The sequence below is a fragment of the Streptomyces sp. NPDC018045 genome (assembly GCF_044327445.1).
GTDB lineage: Bacteria > Actinomycetota > Actinomycetes > Streptomycetales > Streptomycetaceae > Streptomyces.
In genome coordinates this window covers 518462-540276 of sequence record NZ_JBIRFL010000004.1, presented here as the reverse complement: position 1 = coordinate 540276, position 21815 = coordinate 518462, and the positions used below count along the sequence as shown (strand labels likewise).

17 protein-coding genes are annotated in these 21815 nt (G+C 75.3%); 12 read left to right on the top strand and 5 right to left on the bottom strand.

Translation table 11 applies throughout. The annotated features are described in order from the left end of the window. Positions 1–31 precede the first annotated feature (31 nt). Positions 32–796, top strand: a complete 765-nt coding sequence (locus ACH4EB_RS13260) for an SDR family NAD(P)-dependent oxidoreductase (protein WP_398347522.1) — start codon at positions 32–34, stop codon at positions 794–796. Between the two features lie 66 nt (positions 797–862). Here the strand turns inward: ACH4EB_RS13260 and ACH4EB_RS13255 are convergent, their stop codons facing one another. Next, positions 863–1951 carry an ABC transporter permease gene (locus ACH4EB_RS13255; RefSeq protein WP_398347521.1) on the bottom strand — a complete coding sequence of 363 codons (1089 nt, stop codon included), beginning with the start codon at positions 1949–1951 and terminating at the stop codon, positions 863–865. 234 nt (positions 1952–2185) lie between these two features. Here ACH4EB_RS13255 and ACH4EB_RS13250 point away from each other — a divergent pair, with 234 nt between their 5' ends. Together ACH4EB_RS13250 and ACH4EB_RS13245 are read left to right on the top strand one after the other, a co-directional pair. Further along, on the top strand, positions 2186–5950 hold the full coding sequence (locus ACH4EB_RS13250; RefSeq protein ID WP_398347520.1) for a DNA polymerase III subunit alpha: 3765 nt from the start codon (positions 2186–2188) through the stop codon (positions 5948–5950). Beyond that, a complete protein-coding gene (locus ACH4EB_RS13245; protein WP_398347519.1) occupies positions 5947–7056 on the top strand; it encodes a DNA polymerase thumb domain-containing protein in 1110 nt (369 codons plus the stop codon). Before ACH4EB_RS13250 ends, ACH4EB_RS13245 begins: the two co-directional genes overlap by 4 nt. Here ACH4EB_RS13245 and ACH4EB_RS13240 read toward each other — a convergent pair. Beyond that, positions 7020–7676: a pyridoxamine 5'-phosphate oxidase family protein gene (locus ACH4EB_RS13240; protein WP_398347518.1), complete on the bottom strand. Its 657-nt coding sequence runs from the start codon at positions 7674–7676 to the stop codon at positions 7020–7022. The two genes, ACH4EB_RS13245 and ACH4EB_RS13240, sit on opposite strands and share 37 nt — an antisense overlap. A gap of 404 nt (positions 7677–8080) precedes the next feature. After that, the gene (locus ACH4EB_RS13235; RefSeq protein ID WP_398347517.1) at positions 8081–9109 is read right to left on the bottom strand and encodes a lytic polysaccharide monooxygenase; all 1029 of its coding nucleotides are present in this window, start codon (positions 9107–9109) and stop codon (positions 8081–8083) included. Between the two features lie 313 nt (positions 9110–9422). On the opposite strand from ACH4EB_RS13235, the gene ACH4EB_RS13230 reads away from it, so the two are divergent. From ACH4EB_RS13230 to ACH4EB_RS13210, 5 genes are all read left to right on the top strand, one after another. Beyond that, complete coding sequence (locus tag ACH4EB_RS13230; protein ID WP_398347516.1) at positions 9423–10700, top strand: acetyl-CoA carboxylase biotin carboxylase subunit family protein; 1278 nt, start codon at positions 9423–9425, stop codon at positions 10698–10700. Between the two features lie 74 nt (positions 10701–10774). Then, positions 10775–12670: an IucA/IucC family protein gene (locus tag ACH4EB_RS13225; protein ID WP_398347627.1), complete on the top strand. Its 1896-nt coding sequence runs from the start codon at positions 10775–10777 to the stop codon at positions 12668–12670. Between the two features lie 77 nt (positions 12671–12747). Next, positions 12748–14523: an IucA/IucC family protein gene (locus ACH4EB_RS13220; protein ID WP_398347515.1), complete on the top strand. Its 1776-nt coding sequence runs from the start codon at positions 12748–12750 to the stop codon at positions 14521–14523. Further along, positions 14520–15797, top strand: a complete 1278-nt coding sequence (locus ACH4EB_RS13215) for a type III PLP-dependent enzyme (protein WP_398347514.1) — start codon at positions 14520–14522, stop codon at positions 15795–15797. Before ACH4EB_RS13220 ends, ACH4EB_RS13215 begins: the two co-directional genes overlap by 4 nt. An 83-nt stretch (positions 15798–15880) precedes the next feature. Next, complete coding sequence (locus ACH4EB_RS13210) at positions 15881–16042, top strand: hypothetical protein (RefSeq protein WP_398347513.1); 162 nt, start codon at positions 15881–15883, stop codon at positions 16040–16042. A gap of 25 nt (positions 16043–16067) precedes the next feature. On the opposite strand, the gene ACH4EB_RS13205 is transcribed toward ACH4EB_RS13210, so the two are convergent. Then, positions 16068–16997, bottom strand: coding sequence for a GNAT family N-acetyltransferase (locus tag ACH4EB_RS13205; RefSeq protein ID WP_398347512.1), 930 nt, complete (start codon positions 16995–16997; stop codon positions 16068–16070). Between the two features lie 313 nt (positions 16998–17310). On the opposite strand from ACH4EB_RS13205, the gene ACH4EB_RS13200 reads away from it, so the two are divergent. The 3 genes from ACH4EB_RS13200 to ddaH are packed head-to-tail and all read left to right on the top strand — an operon-like array spanning position 17311 to position 18907. Next, positions 17311–17709 carry a GntR family transcriptional regulator gene (locus tag ACH4EB_RS13200; protein ID WP_398347511.1) on the top strand — a complete coding sequence of 133 codons (399 nt, stop codon included), beginning with the start codon at positions 17311–17313 and terminating at the stop codon, positions 17707–17709. Beyond that, the gene (locus ACH4EB_RS13195; protein WP_398347510.1) at positions 17706–18134 is read left to right on the top strand and encodes a VOC family protein; all 429 of its coding nucleotides are present in this window, start codon (positions 17706–17708) and stop codon (positions 18132–18134) included. Before ACH4EB_RS13200 ends, ACH4EB_RS13195 begins: the two co-directional genes overlap by 4 nt. Next, positions 18131–18907, top strand: coding sequence for a dimethylargininase (gene ddaH / locus ACH4EB_RS13190; protein WP_398347508.1), 777 nt, complete (start codon positions 18131–18133; stop codon positions 18905–18907). Before ACH4EB_RS13195 ends, ddaH begins: the two co-directional genes overlap by 4 nt. A gap of 163 nt (positions 18908–19070) precedes the next feature. On the opposite strand, the gene ACH4EB_RS13185 is transcribed toward ddaH, so the two are convergent. Continuing rightward, on the bottom strand, positions 19071–20183 hold the full coding sequence (locus tag ACH4EB_RS13185) for a DUF5925 domain-containing protein (protein ID WP_398347507.1): 1113 nt from the start codon (positions 20181–20183) through the stop codon (positions 19071–19073). A gap of 262 nt (positions 20184–20445) precedes the next feature. Between ACH4EB_RS13185 and ACH4EB_RS13180 the strand changes: the two genes are divergently transcribed. Then, positions 20446–21804, top strand: coding sequence for a xylan 1,4-beta-xylosidase (locus ACH4EB_RS13180; protein WP_398347506.1), 1359 nt, complete (start codon positions 20446–20448; stop codon positions 21802–21804). The last annotated feature ends 11 nt before the right edge of the window (positions 21805–21815 follow it).

The window sequence follows — 21815 nt, the reverse complement described above, 5'->3', positions numbered from 1 at the left end:
GACGCGGACACCGAGGGCAGGAGTACGCCACATGGAACGCTTCGACGGACGCCGCGTCCTGATCACCGGGGCCGGATCGGGCATCGGGCAGGCCACCGTCCACCGGGTCCTGGCCGAAGGCGGCCGGGTGGTGGCCGCCGACATCAGCGAAGCGGGGCTGAAGGCCACCGCGGAGCGGGCCGCGGCGGACGGCCGCGGCGGCCGGCTGAGCACCGCGGTCCTGGACATCGCGGACGAGGCCGCGGCGCGCGCGGGCGTCGCCGCCGCCGTCGCGGAACTCGGCGGGCTGGACGTCCTGGTCAACGCCGCGGGCATCCTGCGTGCCTCGCACACCCACGAGACCAGCCTGGACGCCTTCAACCGGATCATCGCGGTCAACCTGACCGGCACCTTCCTGATGATCCGCGAGGCGCTGCCCGCGCTGCTGCGCGGCCGGGCGCCGGTGGTGGTCAACTTCTCCTCCACCTCCGCCGCGTTCGCGCACCCCTACATGGCGGCGTACGCGGCCAGCAAGGGCGGCATCCAGTCCATGACGCACGCCATCGCGAGCGAGTACGCCAAGCAGGGGCTGCGCGCGGTGTGCGTGGCGCCGGGGTCGGTGCGCTCCGGCATGACCGACGACCCGGGCCTGCCGGCGGACGCCGACATGAGCCTGTTCGGGAAGCTGATGCCGGCCATCGGCGAGGGCTTCGCGCCACCGGAGACGGTCGCGGGCGTCATCGCGATGCTCGCCTCCGAGGACGGCGCGTTCGTCACCGGCACGGAGATACGCATCGACGGCGGTACGCACATGTGAGACGCGCGGCGGCGCCCGCCCGGCACCACCCGTGCCGGGACGGGCGCCGCCGTCGTGGTCAGGCTCTCACTGCCGTACCTCGCTGCGGTTGATCGCCGCCCGGCCCTTGGCGCGGGCGGCGAAGGCGAGTGTCAGCACGGTGCCGGCGACGGCCCAGGCGGCCAGCACCAGCAGCGGGCCGGTCACCGCGTTGCCGTGGAAGTACGCGATGGAGCGGGCCACCCAGGTGCCCGCGCCCGGCGGCAGCGCGGGGCCGATGGCGCGCCAGAAGCCGGGCAGCAGGGGGTAGGGGTAGGCGCCGCCCGCACTGGGGTTGCCGGCGATCACCACCACGAGGATGGTCAGGCCGATGCCGATGATTCCGGCGATCGCCTGGAAGGCGAAGGTGGTGGCGCCCACCGCGAACACGATCAGCGCGCCCAGGCCCCACAGTCCGAACAGGCTGCCCGGCATCGCCCCCAGGATGGGGCCGATGACGACGGCTCCGGCCAGGCCGGTGAGGACCGAGTAGACGGCGAGCGCGCCCAGCCGGATGACCGCCCGCTTGGGGTTGGTGGGGCGGGCGCCGAAGCTGATCGCGAGGATCGCGGCGCACAGGTAGCCGCCCACGCACCAGCCGACCACCAGGTAGAACGAGGACAGGCCGCGGGTGTCGTCCTGGTCGGCGGGGGCGATGTCCTGGACCTGTACGGTGCGCTTCTGGGCCTTCTCGGCCTGGGTGACCACCTGTTCGACGGCCTGGGAGAGCGAGGCCCCGGAGCCACTGGCCACCAGCAGCTTGTCGGTGCTGCCGCGCGGGTCGACGATCAGCGCGCCGTCGATGTCCCGCTCCTTGATCTGCCGCGCGGCGTCCGCCTCGGAGGAGGCCGCGCGCGGGTCGAGGGGGGAGCCCGGCAGCTTGTCGAGCCGTTCGACGAGCTGTCCGCTCATCTGCTGGGGCGCGACGACCGCGAGCGGTACGTCCTTCGGCTTGGGGGAGTGGAAGGCGCCCGCGTACGACGCGATGAACAGGGCCGTCAGGGCCAGTACGCCGATCATCAGCAGGGCGGCCCGGGCCGAGATCGCGTCTTTCACCTCCCCGAGGAAGCTGGTGTCCCGGGTGTCTTCGTCCCGGGTCCCGCGGGTCCCGCGGGTGCCGTCGTCCGCCGTGGCCATGTGCCACTCCCTCACCCTGTCGTGCCGAGTAGGTCTTTCGTTCTCAGACCTTTTGCCCCATATCTTCCGGCCCATTACGGATCTTCGCAGGCCGGGCGGGCTGATCGGGGCGAGGAGTGCCAGGGGTGGGCGCTGTTCGATTTTCGTACGGTTGTTCGAGAAAAGCGTTATGGTGGAACCGCGACGGGGGATCGCGGAAACGGTCAGGGGGTGCACGAGCGGTAGGAGGCGCGGATGCCACGGTTCACGCATCTGCACACCGCCTCGGGTTTCTCCCTGCGGTACGGCGCCGCCCACCCGGAGCGGCTCGCCGAGCGCGCCGCCGAACGCGGCATGGACGCCCTCGCGCTCACCGACCGGGACGGCCTCGCCGGAGCCGTCCGCTTCGCCAAGGCCGCGGCCTCGGCCGGCGTCCGCCCGCTGTTCGGCACCGAACTGGCGGTGGCCGCGCCCGAGAACGGCCGCCCGGCGCCGGGCGCCGCCCCGGGGACGGCCCGGCGGCGCGGCCCGGTGCGCGGCGGCGCCTTCATCGACGAGTCGGCGGCCCGCGCCGTCTTCCTCGCCCGGGACGGCGCGGCCGGGTGGGCCATGCTGTGCCGCCTGGTCTCGGCCGCGCACGCCGCCACCCTGCCGGGCGACCCCGCACGGCCCGTACTGACCTGGGCCGCCCTCACCGAAGCGGTGCGCGCCGGGGCGCCGGACGCGGTCACCGTGCTGCTCGGCCCGGACTCCGACGCCGGCCGCGCGCTGGCCGCCGGGCGCCCCGACCGCGCCGCCCGGCTCCTCGCCCCCTGGCGCGAACTGTTCGGTGACGCGCTGCGCCTGGAGGTCGTCGACCACGGCCGTACCGGCACCGGCCCCGGCTCGCTGCGGCTCGCCGCCCGTACCCTCGGCTTCGCCGTCGAACACGGCATCCGGGCCGTACTGACCAACGCCGTCCGCTACGCCGACCCCGGCCAGGGCCCGGTCGCCGACGTCCTGGACTCCGCCCGCCGCCTGGTTCCGGTGGACCGGCACCGCCCCGAGGCCCGGGACAGCGGCGAGCGCTGGCTCAAGGACGCGGGCGCGATGGCCCGCGCCGCCGGGCGGATCGCCGAGGCGGCCGGCCTCGGGCGCGACACCGCGCGACGGCTGCTGGAGATGACCGAGGAGACGGCCGCGCGGTGCCGGGTCGACCCCGAGGACGACATCGGGCTGGGCACCGTCCACTTCCCCGAACCCCGCCTGGTCGGCGCCGCGCGCCGCACGGCCGGACGGGTGCTGCGCTCCCGCTGCGCCGCCGGGATGGTGCTGCGCGGCTACGACCGCCGCCGCGCCTACTGGGAGCGGATGGACCACGAACTGGACATCATCGAACACCACGGCTTCGCCTCGTACTTCCTGACCGTCGCCCAGGTCGTCGAGGACACCCGGGACCTGGGCATCCGGGTCACCGCGCGCGGCTCGGGCGCGGGCTCGCTGGTCAACCACCTGCTGGGCATCGCGCACGCCGACCCGGTCGCACAGCGACTGCTGATGGAGCGCTTCCTGTCCAAGCGCCGCGCGGTGCTGCCCGACATCGACATCGACGTGGAGTCCGCGCGCCGGCTGGAGGTCTACCGCGCGATCTTCGACCGGTTCGGCACCGAGCGGGTCGCCACCGTCGCCATGCCCGAGACCTACCGGGTCCGGCACGCCGTACGGGACGTGGGCGCCGCGCTGGGCATGGCTCCGGCCGAGGTGGACCGGCTGGCCAAGGCCTTCCCGCACATCCGGGCGCGCGACGCCCGCGCCGCCCTCGCCGAGCTGCCGGAGCTGCGCGGCGTGGACGCGGACCGGTACGGGCCGATGTGGGACCTGGTCGAGGCGCTGGACGCGCTGCCGCGCGGTATCGCCATGCACCCGTGCGGAGTGCTGCTCTCGGACGCCTCGCTGCTGGACCGCACCCCCGTCGTGCCGACCCGCGGCGAGATCCCCCACCGCGACGGCGAGGGCGGCTCCCCGCTGCCGATGTCGCAGTTCGACAAGGAGGACGTGGAGGAGATGGGGTTGCTCAAGCTGGACGTGCTGGGCGTACGGATGCAGTCCGCGATGGCCCACGCGACCGCCGAGATCGGGCGGGCCACCGGCCGCACCGTCGACCTCGACGACCCGGCGCAGGTGCCGCCGGGCGACCCCGCCACGTACAGCCTGATCCGCTCCACCGAGACGCTCGGCTGCTTCCAGATCGAGTCGCCGGGCCAGCGCGACCTGGTCGGCCGGCTCCAGCCCGCCACCTTCCACGACCTGGTGGTCGACATCTCGCTGTTCCGCCCGGGGCCGGTCTCGGCCGACATGGTGCGGCCCTTCATCGAGGCCCGGCACGGCCGCAGACCCGCCCGCTACCCGCACCCGGACCTGGTGGAGCCGCTGCGCGAGACCTACGGCGTGGTCGTCTTCCACGAGCAGATCATCGAGATCCTGCGGATCATGACCGGCTGCGGCCGGGGCGAGGCCGACGAGAAGCGGCGCGCGCTGTCGAAGCCGGAGGTCCAGGGGCAGGTGCGAGTCTGGTTCGCGGAGCGGGCCGGCCGCCGGGGGTACACGCCCGAGGTGGTCGAACGTACCTGGGAGATCGTGGAGGCGTTCGGTTCGTACGGCTTCTGCAAGGCGCACGCGGTCGCCTTCGCGGTGCCGACGTACCAGTCCGCCTGGCTCAAGGCCCACCATCCGGCGGCCTTCTACGCCGGGCTGCTCACCCACGACCCGGGGATGTACCCGAAGCGGCTGCTGCTGGCCGACGCGCGGCGGCGCGGGGTGCCGGTGCTGCCGTTGGATGTGAACCGGTCGGCGGTCACCCATCGAATCGAACTGGTGTCCAGTGCGGAGGGTGTGTCCGGCACGCCCGGCCCGGGGCGGCCGGGGGACCACGGCCCGGAGCCGCAGGCCGGGACCGGCCGGGCGGTCTGGGGGCTGCGGCTCGCCCTGGCCGACGTGCACGGCATGAGCGAGGCCGAGGCCCGGCGCATCGAGGAGGGGCAGCCCTACTCCTCGCTCCCCGACCTGTGGCAGCGGGCCCGCCCCAGCCGCCCGGTGGCCGAACGCCTCGCCCGCGTGGGCGCGCTGGACGCCTTCGGCGCCAACCGGCGCGACCTGCTGCTGCACCTGGCCGAACTGCACGGCGGACAGCGGGGCGTGGCCGCGGGCCAGTTGCCCCTGGACGCCGGGGACGACGCCGGCGCACCCGTCGAGGCGGTCGAACCGGCCGGGCTGCCCGACCTGAGCGACGTCGAACGGCTCAGCGCCGAGCTGGGCGTCCTCGGCATGGACACCACCCGGCACCTGATGAGCGACCACCGGGAGTTCCTCGCGGAGCTGGGGGTGCTGCCGGCCAAGCGGCTGCGGGACGCCGAGAACGCCGAGAACGGGGAGACGGTGCTGGTCGCCGGGGCCAAGGCGGCCACCCAGACCCCGCCGATCCGCTCCGGCCGCCGGGTCATCTTCACCACCCTCGACGACAGCACGGGCCTGGTCGACTGCGCCTTCTTCGACGATTCCCACGAGGCCTGCGCCCACACGGTCTTCCACTCCTGGCTGCTGCTCGTACGCGGCACGGTCCAGCGGCGCGGGCCGCGCAGCTTCAGCGTGGTCGGCGCCGCCGCCTGGAACCTGGCCGAGCTGGCCGAACTGCGCCGCCAGGGCGGCCTGGAGGCGGTCACCGCGCGCCTCGCGGAAGACGGCCGGGCGGTGGCGGACCCGGCCGGGGCGGCGGACGGCGGGCCCGGCCCGCAGGCGGTGCCGCAGCCGGTGCCGCGCCGGGTGCACAGCGAGCCGGGCCGCGCGGGCTCGGCCGCCGCCGAGGCGACCTGGGCGGGCCCGGGCGCGGAACCACGGCCGGGCGCGGAACCGGCCGCCGCCGGCCGTACCATCCGGCTGGAGACCGGCTACGAGCTGCACCCCTGGGCCGACCTCCGCCCGGCGGGCGAAGGCGCCGGCACCGGGCGCAAGCTGTGGCACGCCAGCCCGGGGAGCGCGGGATGACCGGCCGGGGCGGGGCGGCCGCCGGGGCCGGGGCCCCGCCCGAGATGCTGTACGTACGGTTCCGCGCCGCCGGGGACGGGAGCGGGGACGGCGGCGGCACAGGGGGCGGGGGCGCGGCCGGCGAAGGCGCGGGCGCTCCGCTCGACGAGGCGACGTACGGCCGCCTCCTGCGGCTGCTCGGCCAGTTCACGCCGGTGATCGAGGCGCTGCCGCCGGACGCCGCGCTGGCCGACGTACGCGGCGCGCTGCGCTACTTCGAACGGGACGCCGCGGGCATCGCCGAGCTGATCCGGCTGCGGGCGCTGGCCTGGTACGGCGTGCGGTGCACGATCGGTATCGCCGGCAACCCGCTGCTGGCTCGGATGGCGGCGCAGGGCGCCGCGCCCGGTGAGGTGCGCCGGGTCCCCGGGGACGCCGTCGCGGATTTCCTCGACCGCAAACCGGCCGCCGCGCTGCACGGTGTCGGGCCGTCGACCGCGCGCGCCCTGTGCGCGTACGGGCTGGACAGCGTCGGCCGGATCGCCGCCGCGCCGCCCGCCACCCTGCAGCGCATCCTCGGCGCGAAGGCCGGCCGGGCGGTGTACGACAAGGCCCGCGGGATCGACCCGAGCCCGGTCACCCCGAACGCCGCCGCGCGCTCGGCCGGCGCCGAACACCGCTTCGCGCACGACGAGCTGGACCCGGACCGGCGGCGGCGCGCGCTGCTCTCGCTCGCGGACGACCTCGGTGCCCGGCTGCGCGGCAGCGGCCGGGCGGCCCGCGCGCTCACCCTCACCGTGCGCTACGCCGACCGCTCCACGACGACGCGCACCCGGCGGCTGCCCGAACCGACCGCGCACGGGCCCGCGCTGACGGAGGCGGCGTACGCGCTGCACGCGGCGCTCGGGCTGCAACGGGCCCGCGTACGGTCCGTCGCGCTGCGGGCGGAGGATCTGTGCCGCGCCGAACTCGCCACCCGGCAGCTCACGTTCGACCCGGCCGAGGACAAGGCGCGTCGCATCGAGGCCGCCGTGGACCGGGCGCGGGAGCGCTTCGGCGAGGCGGCGGCCCGGCCCGCGGCGAAGCTCGCTCAGCCGTACAGCCGCTCCGCGTACCGCGGGCCGTAGTGCTCCTCCAGGTGCTCCAGCGGGATGCCGGGGACCTCGACCCCCTTGACCATGCGGGCCCGTGAGGGCAGCGCGTCGGGCCGCCAGCTCTCCGGCTGCCAGAGCCGGGAGCGCAGGAAGGCCTTGGAGCAGTGGTAGAAGACCTCGTCGATCTCGACGAGCAGCACCAGCCGCGGGCGGTTGCCCTTGACGACCATGGTGTCGAAGAACGGGGCGTCGCGCAGGATCCGGGCGCGGCCGTTGATGCGCAGGGTGTCACCGCGGCCCGGGAGGATGTAGTTCAGCCCGACCTGCGGGTTGGCGAGGATGTTGCGAAAGCCGTCCACGCGCTTGTTGCCCGGGCGGTCCGGTATCGCGATCGTCGTGTCGTCCAGCACCGTCGTGAACCCGGCCGGGTCGCCCTTGGGCGAGACGTCGCACCGGCCTTCGGCGTCCGACGTGGCGACATAACAGAACGGCGAACTCGCCAGCCACTGCCGGTCCAGGTCGTGCAGCCGATCGCGCACCTTGTACAGCGCGTGGTCGCTCGGCTCGCCGATCAGCTCCCGCAGCTCGCGCTCGGACGCGACCTCCGCGACCTGCCGGGCCTCCACGCCCTCGGCCCACTCCCTGGTCGTCACGGTGCTCCCCCTCGTTCGGCAAGGTCAACTTCCTGTGACTGTACGGGACCCCACTGACAACGGACCGCCGCGGGGCGGCCCCCGTACACCTGCCGCGGGGCCCGGCCGAAGATTTCCGGGATTCCTCCGCCGGAACGGGAAGCTCCGCGGTGCCGCCGGTCGCTGAGAGATGACACGACGTGGGTCACCCCGCGTCCCGGCGCGCCTGCCGTGCTGCCACGCCGCACCACAGGGGAGTGCGGCGCGGCAGCGGGGCGCGCGTGACGCCGCCGCTCCCTGAGGTGAAGGAAAGGGAGCGGCGGCGCCGGTGTGTGTGGGGGGCGTGCGGGGATTGTGCGGGGGTGCCCCGCGGGGCCAGTGGGAGATGACCCCGCGGGCGGTCTGTGGGGGGCGGGGCGGAGGGGTCAGCCGCGCTGCCGGGCCGCCTTGCGGCGCGTACTCGCGAACAGCACCGAGGCCCCCAGCGCCAGGACGGCCGCGCCGCCGACGGCGATCGGTGCGGTCGAGCTGTCGCCGCCGGTCTCCGCGAGGTGGCTGCCGGCTGCCTGCCGGGCACCGGCCTGTCCGGCGCCCGCCTTCTTGGTGTCCACCTCCTCGGCCGTGCCGCCGTTGGGGCGCGCCGCGTTGCCCGCGGCGCCGTCGCCCGGCGCCTTGGCGTCGTCACCGGCCGCCGTGCCGCCGCCGTGGGCGCCGTGGTGCGGGTGGTCCATGGACGACTTGTCCGCGTCCGCGGCGATCCGCTGGTCGCTCGGCGCGGCGGCCGACGGGGCCGACGCCGCGCCCTTGCCCGTACCGCCGCCCTTGCCGAAGACGACGTCGGAACACGTGTAGAACGCCTCGGGGCTGTCCGAGCGCTGCCAGACGCTGTAGATCAGGTGGCGGCCGGACCTGGCGGGCACCTTGCCGCCGAAGACGTAGTCGCCACCCGTCAGCTTCGGGTCGGTGACCTTGACGAACGGCTTGGCCTCCAGGTCGGACCACTTGAGCGGCTCGGCGGGGTCGTAGCCGTCCTTGGTGAGGTACAGCTCGAAGGAGCCGCGGTGCGGGGCGGTCGCCTTGTAACGGAACGTGTGGTCGCCCGCCTTCAGCCTCGTGGACGGCCAGTCGGCCCGCGCCAGGTCCAGGCCCTTGTATTCGGGGCTGTTGGCGCTGCACAGCTTGCCGTCCGGGATGCGCTCCTTGGACCGGCCGCCCGCGTTGCCGTCCCGTACGCCGTTCCAGTCGTACAGGGCCTGGGTGCCGCCGGCCGCGACCATCGCCTTGCAGGCCGCGGACTTCGGGTGCTCGGGGCCCTCGGCGAAGCAGGCGGAGATCCGGCTGACCGGGTCGGTCATCGAGCCGTGGGCGACGGCCGGGGTCGCGGTGAGCGCGGTGAGCGCGAGCGGGGCGATGCCGGTCAGCGCGATCCCGGCTGCCTTGCGGCGAGCGGTCATCGTGGGGGTCTCCTTCGTCGGATCAGGGGGAGCGGCACCGGCCAGGGCGCTCGGCCCGGGCGGTGCGATCAGCACGCTAGCCCCGCTGAGCAGCGGGTTTCGGGCCGAAAGCCGGTTCGCGGCGATCTTTATGGCCCTCTTAAGGGAGACCTGAGGGGGGATTAAGCCCCGAGGGCTCCGGGGGCTCGGAGCGGGGGCGCCGGAGCGGAACACGGGGGCGGGGAGGCGCTGGTGAGGGGGCGGGAAGGGGTGATGCGGCGGTGGGACAGCGTGAGTTGACAAGGTTAGGTATGCCTAACCTAATGTTCCGCATGTGAACGAGGCCGCAACCCCGAACGACGCCTGCGCGGGCCTGATCCTCCTCGCCCGCAACCCCACCGACTCCGTCACGGAAGGCTTCCTGCCGGCCGCGGCCCGCCTCGGCCTCGCCGTGACGCTGCTGACCGACCAGCCGGACGCCCACCAGGAGGCGTACGAGCGGTACGCGCGCGTACGGCGCGGGGGCGGGACGTCGGCGGGCGCGCTGCCCGGCCGGCCGGAGATCGTACCGTGCGACGTGCGGGACTTCCGCGCGGTGATCGCGCGAACCGCCGTACGGAAGGCCCGGGCCGGTGCGCCCGCCGCGGTCTTCACCAACAGTGACCACCTCCAGGCCCAGGCCGCCCTGGCCGCCGACTACTTCGGGCTGCCCGGCAAGGACTGGCGCGCCGCCCTCCGCACGAAGAACAAGGCCGAACTGCGGCGCGGCCTGGCCGCCGCCGGACTGGACACCGTCGGATCCGCCGAACTGGCACCGGACGACGACCCGGCCGGGCACGGTGTCCCGTACCCCTGCGTGCTCAAACCGCGCGAAGGGGTCGCCGGCGAGGACGTCTTCCTGGTGGCGGACGACGCGGAACTGGCCGCGCGGTGCCACGAGATCCGGACGCGACGGCCCGGCGCCGCGCTGGTCCTGGAGGAGTACCTGGACGGCCCGCTGCACACCCTGGAGACCCTCGGCGACGGACGCGTACTGCACCCCCTGGCCTCGTTCCGCACGGACGTCTCGCCGCCGCACTTCATCGAGGAGCGGCTGCGCCTGCTCCCCGGACCGCCCGACCCCTGCACCGGTCAGGTCCTGGCACAACTGCGCGCGCTCGGCGTCGGTTTCGGCGCCTGCCACACCGAATACGTGGACCAGGGCGGCCGGGCCCGGATCGTCGAGGTCAACTACCGGGCCATCGGCGACCGGTGCGACCTCGCCCTCGCCGAAGCCCTGGACCTGCCGCTCTTCGAGCTGATCCTCCGTACGCACCTGGGGGAGCCGCTGCCGGCCGGCCTGGCCGTGCGGCGCGGCACGCGGGTGCGCATGGAGTACGTGTGCGCCGACCGGGCCGGGACGCTGAAGGCCGCGCCCGGGGCGCACGTACGGGAAGCGGACGGCGTCCACCTCGACTACCGGCCCTTACGCGGGACGGGCGAGCGGCACCCGCTGTACCGCACCAACCGTGACTTCCTCGGGGTGCTGCGGGCGACCGGCCGTGACGAGGGGCGTATCGATGCGGCCGTACGGGAGTTCCTGGCCGCCCACTGTTGGGAGATCGTGCCGTGACGGCGGTGACGGGAGACGGCGTACCGGACACACTGCGGGGCGCGGCCCCGGCGGGCGGGGCGGAGGAGGACCTGATGCGGCGCGTGGTCAGCGCGCTGCTGCGCGAGGACGCGTACGGGCTGCGCCGCCGCGCCGGGACGGTACGCCGCGCGGACGGGGACTGGCTGCGGCTGCTCCTCCCGGGCGGGCCGGCCCTGGTCCCCGTCGAGGCCGACGGCTTCCAGTGCGAGATCGCCGCCCGCAGGGGAGAGCTGGAGCGCGCCGACGGCACCCGGGCGGCCGGGGTGGACGGCGTCATGGGCCTGCTGCGTACCGCCGTGGCGCCCGAGGACCGGCCGGGCTTCGACGCCTTCACCGCCGAGTGCCACCAGGCGCTGGCCACCGCCCGGACGCAGGCCGCCGAGCGCGCGACGGTCATCGCCCGGCTCGGCCCGCACGCGGACGGCGGCGCGTACGGCGGGAACGGCGGAGCGGCGGCCGGCGCCGCCCGGGGCGCGACGGCCCACGCGTACGGCGCGGGACCCGGCGCGGCGGCCGGTGCGTACGACGGCGACCGCGCCTGGTGCGGCCCCGGCGGCGCACTCGACTACGACACCCTCGCCGCGTACCGCGACCACCCCGTCTACCCCACCGGCCGGGCCCGCATCGGCCTGGACGAGGCCCAGATCCGCGCCTACGCGCCGGAGTTCGCCCCCGGCTTCGCGCTGCGCTGGCTGGCCCTCCCGCGCGAGGCCGTCCACGGCGACCCGGCGGCGCTGCCCGCCTGGTGGCCCGCCCCTGAAGACCTGGGGCTGCCCCGGCTGGGCGGCAGCCACCTCGCCCTGCCCGTGCACCCGCTCACCGCGGACGGCCCGCTGGCCGCGGCGCTGCGCGCCCGCGGCCTGGCGGACGACGCGCGGCTCGCCGACCGCGCCTGGCTGCGGGTGCGGCCCACCCTGTCCATGCGGACCGTCGCCGTCACCGACGACCCGTACACCCACCTCAAACTCCCGCTCGCCACCGCCACCCTGGGCCGCCTCAACCGGCGCGGCATGAAACCCGGCACGCTCGTGGACGGAGCGGTGGGCCAGCGGCTGCTGGAGACCGTCGTCGACCGGCACCCGCGCTTCGCCGAGACCGTGCTCCTCGCCGACGAGACCACCCATCTGGACGCCGGGCACGAGCTGCTGGCCACTCTGGTGCGCCGCTTCCCGAAAGGCAGCGGCGGCACGGCGGCGGTGTGCGGCGGCGCCGACGGGCTCAAGGGGGCGCGGAGTCTGCGCGGCCTGCGCGGGTCCAGCGGGCTGCGCGGCGCCCGGGTGGTGCCGCTGGCCGCACTCGCCGCCCGGATGCCGGACGGCTCCCTCGTCGCCGACGACCTCGCCCGCCGCTTCTACGGCGGCGACCTGCACGCCCTCCTCGACGCCTACCTGACGCTGCTCCTGGACTGGCACACCACCCTCTTCGCGTACGGCATCGCGCTGGAGTCGCACCAGCAGAACACCTCCCTCGTCCTGGACGAGGTGGCCGGGCGCCCGCGCCTGCGTCTGCTGCTGAAGGACAACGACGGGCCGCGGGTGAACACCGTGCGGCTGGCCGCCGTCCTGGGCGGGGACGCGGCCGACCTGTGCGGCTTCGACGACCGGCGCATCCTGGTGGGCGGCGACGCGCCGGTCGCGGACGTCTTCGCCACGATCACCGTCCACCTGTGCGCCGGAGCCCTCGCCTTCGAACTGGCCCGGCTCGGCCGCGCGCCGCTGCCGGTGCTGCTCGGGCAGCTCAGAGCGCGGCTGACGGAGGCCGTCGACCGGCTGGAGGCCGCGCCCGGGGCCGCCGCGGCCGTCCTGCGCCACCGCGTCCTGGACGCCGACCGGCTGCCCGTCAAAGCCATGGTCACGGCCGGCAGCCTGCTCACGAAACGCCGGTCCGGGGCGTCGGACATCAACAAGTACTACGTCACCGGGCCGAACTACCTGGCACCGGGCCGGTGAACACCACCCCCGCGCCGTGACCGGCCCGCCGCCGCTCCGGGCCCCCTTCTCCCCACCCCCTCGTTGGAGCCTCCGCAATGCCCCACGCCCCCTCCTGTACGGCCGGTACGGTTCCCACCGTCCCGCGCACCGCCGACGAACCCGTGGCCCACACCCTCCTGAACTGTCTGCTGCGTGAGATCTGCGGCCCCGAACGGCAGACCGCCGTGGCCGGTGCGCACCTGCTGCTCCGGCTGCCGCGCTGCGGTGAACTGCTGCGGGTCGGCCTGCGCCGCACCTCGCTGACCGGCGCGCACCGCTTCACCGGCCCGGCCGGGCGCTGGTGCGACGGCGGCTGGCGCGAACTGGGCTGGGCGGAGCTGGCCGGGTGCGCGCAGCGTGAGCTGGAGCTGCGCACGGGCGTGCGGAACGAGGAATTCCGCGCGCAGGTCGCGGCCAGCCACGCGGGTGTCGCCGCAGCCCTGCGCCACGCCGCCGCCTCCGGAGGGGCGGCCGGCCGGGCCACCGACCCGCACGCCCGCTACCTGCGCTCCGAACAGTCGCTGCTGTTCGGCCACCGCTTCCACCCGACGCCCAAGTCCCGTACCGGCAGCGCCGCCGACTGGGCCCGCTACGCGCCCGAGGCCGGGGCCCGCTTCCCGCTGCGCCACCTGGCCGTACGCGCCGACCGCGTACGTGAGGAGGCCGCCGCGCCCGACGCGCTGCCGGCCCTGGACCGGCAGGGCGAGGTGCCCGACGGATACCGGCTGCTGCCCGCGCACCCCTGGCAGTACGCCATGCTCCGCGCGCACCCCGCCCTGCGCGCGGCGGTACGGCGCGGTGACGTGTACGACCTGGGGGAGCGCGGCGACATCTTCGCGCCCACCGCATCCGTCCGCACGCTCTACGACGGCCGGAACTTCCTCAAGTTCAGCCTCAACACCCGCATCACCAACTGCGTACGCAAGAACGCCGACTACGAACTGCGGGGCGCCGTCGCCCTCACCCGCCACCTGGAGCCCGTCGCCACCGCCCTGACCGCCCGCTTCCCCGGCTGCGAGCTGCTGCGGGAACCCGGCTACCGCACCCTGGACGTGGGCGACCGCGAACTGGCCGAAGGCTTCGGCGTCATCGTGCGGGAGGGCCTGGACGCGCGGCTGCGGCCCGGCGCCACCCCGCTGCTCGCCGCCGCCGTCGCCGACGAGCACCCGTGCAGCGACGCCCAGTTCGGCGAGCTGCTGCGGGGCGCCGGCCCGGTGGCGGCACTGGGCTGGTGGGACACGTACCTCTCCCTGCTCGTACCGCCCGTGCTGGCCGCCTACTTCGACCACGGCGTGGTCCTCGAACCCCACCTCCAGAACGTCGTCCTCGGCGTCGACGCCCTCGGCACGCCCGTCCAGGTCCTCTTCCGCGACCTGGAGGGCACCAAGCTGCTGCCCGGCCCGCACACCGCGTTCCTCGACGGTCTGCCGCGGGACGTGGCCCGCCCCCTCGTGTACGAGCGGCAGCGCGGCTGGGACCGGGTCGTGTACTGCCTGCTGGTCAACCACCTCGCCGAGATGGCCGCCGCCGTCGCCGACCGGCACCCGGCGCTGGAGGGCGAACTGTGGCGCGCCGTACGCGGAGTGCTGCGCGAGCGGAGCGCCGCACACGGCGAACCGGCCGAACTGCGCGCCCTGCTGGCCGGCGAGCCCCTGCCCGCCAAGGCCAACCTGCTGACGCGGTGGGGACGCGCGGCGGACCGGGAGGCCGGCTACCTCCGTGTCACCTCGCCCGTCGGCCCCGGCACGGCGAACGGTACGGTGTCCGGCGGCCCGGCCGCGCCCCGCACCGGATCCCGGGCCGCCTTCCCCCGCCCCCGGAGCACCTCATGATCACCGAACTGGCCGCGCGCCAGGTGGACACCCTCGTGGCCGGCCGGCCGGGCCCCGGCAGCACCCTCGACGGCCCGCTGCCCGCCTACGTCTACGACCTGGCCGACCTCGACGCCCACGCCGCCTCCGTACGGGACGCGCTGCCGCCCGGCGTCGAGCTGTACTACGCGGCCAAGGCCAACCCGGACCCGCGCCTGCTGCAAACCCTGGCCCCGTACACCGACGGCTGCGAGGTCTCCTCCGCCGGCGAGGCCGCCCATGTGCGCGCGGCCGTGCCCGCGCTGCCGCTGGCGTTCGGCGGGCCGGGGAAGACCGAGGCGGAACTGCGTGCCGCCCTGGATCTGGGCGTCGAGCGTTTCCACCTGGAGAGCGAGCACGAACTGCGGATGCTCTCCGCCCTCGCCGGGGAGACCGGCCGGCCCGCCGACGTGCTCCTGCGCGTCAATCTGCCGCTCGGCGCCGGGGCCACCGCGGGCGCCGCGCTCGCGATGGGCGGCCGGGCCACGCCCTTCGGCCTCGACCCGGCGCGCGCGGAACACTGCCTGCCGTTGCTCTGCGACGGCCCGCTGCGGTTGCGCGGCATCCACGCCCACCTGGCCAGCGGCCTGGAAGCGCCCGCCCAACTCGCCCTTGCCGCCCGGATCACCGAATGGGCCCGGCACTTCGCCGCCCGGCACGGCCACTCCCTGTGCGAGGTCGGCCTCGGCGGCGGCATGGCGGTCGACTACGCCCGCCCCGACACCCGCTTCGACTGGGCGGAGTACGGCGCCGGGCTCGCCGGACTGGCCGACCGCTACCCCGAGTTCACCCTGCGCATCGAGCCGGGCCGGGCGCTGACCGCGTACTGCGGCTGGTACGTGACCGAGGTCCTGGACGTCAAGCACAGCCACGGCGAGGCGTTCGCCGTCCTGCGCGGCGGCACCCACCACCTGCGCACCCCGGTGGCCAAGGGCCACGACCACCCCTTCGTCGTCCTGCCCGTCGAGGAGTGGACCCGTCCCTGGCCACGGCCGGGCGCCCACGGCCAGGAGGTCACACTCGCCGGGCAGTTGTGCACCCCCAAGGACGTACTGGCACGCCGGGCCCCGGTGGCCCATCTGCGCGTCGGCGACCGGGTCGCCTTCGGGCTGGCCGGTGCCTACGCCTGGAACATCTCCCACCACGACTTCCTGATGCACCCGCCGCCGGCCTTCCACTACGTGGGCACCGACGGCCTGGCGACCGCACCGGAGGGACGCGGGCGGCGTGCGGCGGGCGCCCGGTTCCCGGCGTAGCGTCCGAGCGCGAAACGGCTGGTCACGGGGGTGTGGTGGCGCCACGGCCGGCCGTTGTCAGTGGTACCTGCCATGCTCGGCACATGAACCAGGACGCACCGGGCCGACCGGGGGACGACGGGCCGTACCACCCGGCCCCCCGCCGGCACACCGAAGTGGCGGACGACCGCCTCCGCCTGCGGCGCGGCCGGACCGGCCCCGGTGCCGGGCCGGGCGGAGGCGGTGTCATACCCGGCGGCGCCTGACACCGGGCAGGGCACCGGAAGAGCGTCAGGCGCCCGGCAGTGCGCGGACGCAGTGCCACTCGGTGGTGAACGGGCGGTAGCCCAGCGTGGCGTTGATGGCGAGCATGGGGGCGTTCTCGGCGTCGTTGGACGTGAACGCCTCCGTGCAGCCGGCGTCGCGGGCCCGGAGCAGGGAGGCGGTCTTGGCCAGCTTGGCCAGCCCTCGCCCCCGGTGGGCGCGGCGGCTGCCGGTCATCTGCGAGGAGTAGCGGCCCCGCCCGTCCGTGCCGGCCAGACTGAACGCCGCGATCTCACCGCCGACCGTCACCACCGTCGTCAGGTCCAGGTCGATGACCGGGTGCTCCCAGGTGTGGACGAGCCAGTCCTCGTAGGTCATCGCGTCCACCGTCAGGTCGTCCGGCTCGTCCGCCGTGACCTCGGCGTCCGCCTCGAACAGCGGGCGGGGGTCGGCGCCGAGGTCGGCGGCGGTGCGCAGCTCCGTGCCGGGCGGCAGGCGCGCCGACAGCGGCGGCAGGACGGCGTGGGCGAGGTCGAGGCGGAGGTAACGGGCCGGGCGCAGGCGGCGGTAGCCGCGGCGTTGGGCGAAGGCCAGCGAGCGGGGGTCGTCGTGCGCGTAGGCGTGGAGGTGGCGGGTGCCGACACCGGCCAGGTGGTCCTCCGCCGCGTCGAGCAGGGCGCTGCCCGCGCCCCGCCCACGGAAGCCGGGGTCCACCAGCGCCGTGGCGACGCCCTGCCCGGGTGTGCTGCTGTCGTGCCGGACGCTCGCCTTCGCCATGCCGACGACCCGGCCGCCGGCTTCGGCGACGAACACCCGCAACCGCCGGGCGGCGGGCGCCTGGGCGACGTCCCAGGCGATGGACTGCGGAGTCGAGATTTCCTGGGGCAGCACCCGACGCCGTACGTCGCAGACGTCCCGGGCGTCGGAGCGGCGGAACGGCCGCACGGTGATAGTCATCAGCGGGACGGTACGCCCGCCGCCCGCCCGCCGCCTCCGAATATCGCGGCGGGCGGGGACGACGGGAGGACGATGCGCCGGGGTGATTCCCCAAGGGCGACGGGTGGCCGGTCACGACCGGTCCGAGGGGGAGGCGGAGCGAACGGCGCGTCAGGGGGCGGGCGGTGCGGCGTGCGCTCCGGCCGGTGCGGCGGCCGGTGCGGTGCCGCGCCGCGACATGGGCGGCCCTGCGGACACGGCGGGCGCCGCTGGCGCACAATGGGGGCGACCCACCCCCTGCGTCCCTCGCAGCCCCCGTACCAGGAGCGCCACCGTGGCCGTCCAGCAAGCGCCGCCCCTGCGGCTGACCATCGACCCGGAGGCGGCGGACGCGCCGTTCGAGCAGGTCCGCGCCCAGATCGCCGGACAGGCCCGGGCCGGCGGCCTGCCCGTCGGCCGCAAACTGCCCACCGTACGCGGCCTCGCCGAACAGCTCGGGCTGGCCGCCAACACCGTCGCCAAGGCCTACCGCGCCCTGGAGACGGACGGCGTGATCGAGACACGGGGACGCAACGGCACCTTCATCGCGGCGGCCGGCGAGGCGGCCGACAAGGAAGCGGCGGCGGCCGCCGCCTCCTACGCACGGCGGGCCCGTCGGCTCGGACTGGACCACGCCGCCGCCCTCGCAGCCGTCACGGATGCCCTGCGCGCCACCTACGGAGACGACGCATGACCGCCATCGCCCGCGTCCAGTGCACCGCCCTGGACTGCCCCGACCCCCAGCGGCTCGCCCGTTTCTACGCGGAGCTGCTCGGCGGCGAGATCAACCGCCCCGACTCCCGCTGGACCCCGGAGGACGACTGGGTCACCCTGCACACCGGTGACGGCACGGTCCTCGCCTTCCAGCGCGCCCCCGACCACCGCCCGCCCCGCTGGCCGGACCCGGCGCACCCCCAGCAGTCCCACCTGGATCTCGGCGTCGACGACCTGGAAGCCGCACACCGCCAAGTGCTCGACGCGGGCGCCACCCTGCTCGACTCCGCCCACGACGCGACCCCGCAGGGCTTTCGCGTCTACGCCGACCCCGCCGGTCACCCCTTCTGCCTCGTGCGGGAACTCCCGGAGAACCGGCGGGAGTACCCGAAGGGCTCCGGGTGAGCAGCAAGGAGGCGCTCATCCGCCGCCCTGGCCCGCGCCTGGCCGAAGGGCTGACGACGCACATCGAGCGCCGCCCGGCGGACCCGGACCGCGCGCTGCTGCAATGGGAGGAGTACGTCCGTACGCTGCGGGCGCACGGCTGGCGGACCACGGAGGTGGCGCCCGCCGACGACTGCCCCGACGCGGTGTTCGTCGAGGACACCATGGTCGTCTTCCGCAACGTGGCGCTGCTGGCCCGGCCGGGCGCCGGCGCCCGGCGCCCGGAGGTGGCCGCGGCCGAGGCGGCGGCCGCCGCGCTGGGCTGCTCGCTCAACCGCGTACGCGCACCGGGCACACTGGACGGCGGCGACGTCCTGAAGGTGGGCGACACGATGTACGTGGGACGCGGCGGCCGCACCAACGGCGAAGGCGTACGCCAACTCCGTGCCGTGTTCGAGCCGTTGGGCGCGCGGGTGGTCCCCGTGCCGGTCGGCAAGGTGCTGCACCTGAAGTCCGCGGTCACCGCACTGCCGGACGGCACCGTCATCGGCCACCCGCCGCTGGTCGACGACCCCGCCGTCTTCCCCCGCTTCCGCGCGGTGCCGGAGGAGGCCGGGGCCCATGTGGTCCTGCTCGGCGGCGGGCGCCTGCTGATGAGCGCGAGCGCGCCCCACAGCGCCGACCTGTTCGCCGACCTCGGCTACGAGCCGGTGCCGGTGGAGATCGGGGAGTTCGAGAAGCTGGAGGGCTGCGTGACGTGCCTGTCGGTACGGCTGCGCGAGCTGTACGGGTGATCCCGGGGCGTGAGCCGTACGCGGGTGTCTTCGGGGCGTGAGCCGACCGCATGGCCCCGGGGCGCGGGCCGCCCGTATCGCCGCGCCCGCCGCCCGCCGCCGCGACCGCCCACGTCACCGCCCCGCCGCCGCGACCGCCCGCCCCACCGTCGCGGTCGGGCCGCTACAGGTACAGCCCCGCGTCCGCCCCCGAGTCCTGTGCGGGGACCGAGGCGGGGCCGGTGCCACGGCGCAGCGCGTACAGCTCCGCCAGGGTGGCCCCCTCCCGGCCGACGCCGTCCTCCCTGCCGAGCCACCGCACCGCTTCCGTCCGGTTCAGCGGGCCCACCTCGATACGGGCCAGGCAGCGGCCGGGCCGTACCACCGCGGGGTGCATCCGCTCCAGGTCCTCGTTGGTCGTCACGCCGACCAGCACGTTGCGGCCTTGGCCCAGCAGCCCGTCCGTCAGGTTCAGCAGCCGGGACAGCGCCTGCCCCGCCGTGTGCTTGGCCTCGCCGCGGATCAGTTCGTCGCAGTCCTCCAGCAGGAGCAGCCGCCAGCGTCCCTTGCCCGCCGCGTCGTCCTCGCCGATGGCGATGTCCATCAGATAGCCGATGTCGTTGAAGAGGCGCTCCGGGTCCAGGACGCAGTCGACCTGGCACCAGTCGCGCCAGGAGCGGGCCAGGGTGCGCAGCGCGGAGGTCTTGCCCGTACCGGGCGGGCCGTGCAGCAACAGCAGCCGCCCGGAGATCTCCTCCGGTGCCACCTTCATCAGCCGCTCCAGGGCCTCGGCCACCGGCGCGGTGTAGTTGGGGCGGATCTCGTCCCACGTCCCGGCGGAGATCTGCCGGGTCGTTCGGTGCGGGCCGCGCCGGGGGGAGAGGTACCAGAACCCCATCGAGACGTTCTCCGGCTGGGGTTCCGGCTCGTCCTCCGCGCCGTCGGCGGACTGGCCCAGCACCTTCTGGGCCAGTTCGTCGGTGGTGGCCGTGACGGTCACGTCCGCGCCGCGGTTCCACCGCGACACCAGGAGGGTGAAGCCGTCGCCCTCGGCGAGGGTGGCGCTGCGGTCCTCGTCGCGGGCCGAGCGCAGCACCTTGGCGCCGGGCGGCAGCAGCGTCAGGCCGGATTTGACCCGGTCGACCGAGCGGCTGCGCGCGTACGGCTGCTCGCCGCTGGCGAACCGCCCCAGGAACAGGGCGTCGACGACATCGGACGGCGAATCGCTGTCGTCCATGTTCAGACGGATCGGGAGGGACTCCTCGGCGGGGGTCGGCTGGACGCGGTCGGCACACATGACCACCATGATCCGGCAACACCGGCCGCCGCGTACACGGAATTTCCCTTGTCAACGAGTCTTCCTCCCGGAACCCCACCAGCAGGCGGACCGGCCCCCGCACTTACCGGGAAACCGGCCGTCCGGCCCCTGAAGCTGGCTAGGCTGGCCCGTCGTGGGACGTCATGGGGAGCGTCGCGGTGGGGGCCGTCACAGTGGGGACCGGCACAGTGGTACGGAAACGGCGCGGCCGCCGCGCCCGGCGGACACGCGAGGTGCCGGAGTGACCGGGGCGGGGCGCGGGATCCGCAACCGGCCCCGGGCCGCCGCCCTGCTCGCGCTGGGCGTGGCGGTGCTCGCCATGGCACTGGCGATGTGCGGCTTCCCGCCGGAGGACGGCGGCAACGGCGGACGGGCCGCCGGCCCGCCCGCCGCGCAGGTCGGCTGGGGCTTCACCCACACCGAGTACAGCGCGGACCGCGGCGACAAGGCCGCCACGCACAGCGCCGGCCGGCTGCTGTCCGCCGACCCGATGCCGCAGAACCAGCACATCATGGGCTGGGGCGCGCAGAACCCCGAACCGAGCCCCGGCAGCTACGACTTCACGGAGCTGGACAGCCGCGTCGACCTGATCCGCCGCACCGGCGGCACGCCCGTCCTGACGCTGTGCTGCGCCCCCGACTGGATGAAGGGCGGCAAGGCGGGCGAGACGGACTGGAGCGAGCTGGAGAAGGCGCCGAGCCCGGAGCACTACGCGGACTTCGCCGAGCTGGCCGGCACGGTCGCCCGCCGCTACCCGGACATCCGGCACTTCATCGTCTGGAACGAACTCAAGGGCTTCTTCGACGAGGCCAGGAACCGCTGGGACCACGAGGGCTACACCCGCCTGTACAACATGGTCTACCGGGAGCTGAAGAAGGCCGACAAGGACAACCAGGTGGGCGGCCCGTACGTGGTCATGGACAGCCACCCGCCCGGTGACGACGCCCACCCCTCCGACGTGAAGGGCCCCTGGGGCAGCCTGGACCAGCGCACCGTCGACGCCGTCGAGTACTGGAACGCGCACAAGGCGGGCGCGGACTTCGTCGTCGTGGACGGCTCCAGTTACACCAAGGACGGCCGGTACGTGCCGGACGCGTTCGCCGCCACCCGCAAGTTCGCCGACGTCGGGCGCTGGCTGCGGAAGACGACCGGCCTGCCGTTGTGGTGGGCGGAGTGGTACGTCGAGGTCGCCGACCGCAACGACGACCGGCGCGGCTGGAGCGAGCCGCGCCGCACCGCCACCCAGGCGAGCGCGCTGATCTCCATGGCCGAGGGCGGCGCCACCAGCGGCTTCTACTGGAACCCGCAGAACGAGGGCGCCGACTGCCCCGGCTGCCTGTGGCGCAGCACCGAGCTGCGCGACGGCGGCGGCCGGCTGCCCATGATGGACCTGCTGTCCCGCTTCTCCCGCGCGTTCCCGCCCGGTACGTCCTACGAGCACGTCGACGTGGCCGCGGCCGCCCGGCCGGCGCTCCGGGTCCTCGCCGACGACGAGGCCGTCCTGGTCGTCAACACCCTGGACCGTCCCGTCCGGACGACGGTGGACGGGCAGCGCGTCACCCTGGGCGCGTACGGCATCCAGTGGCTGAAGCGCTCCTGAGAGCCCGCCGC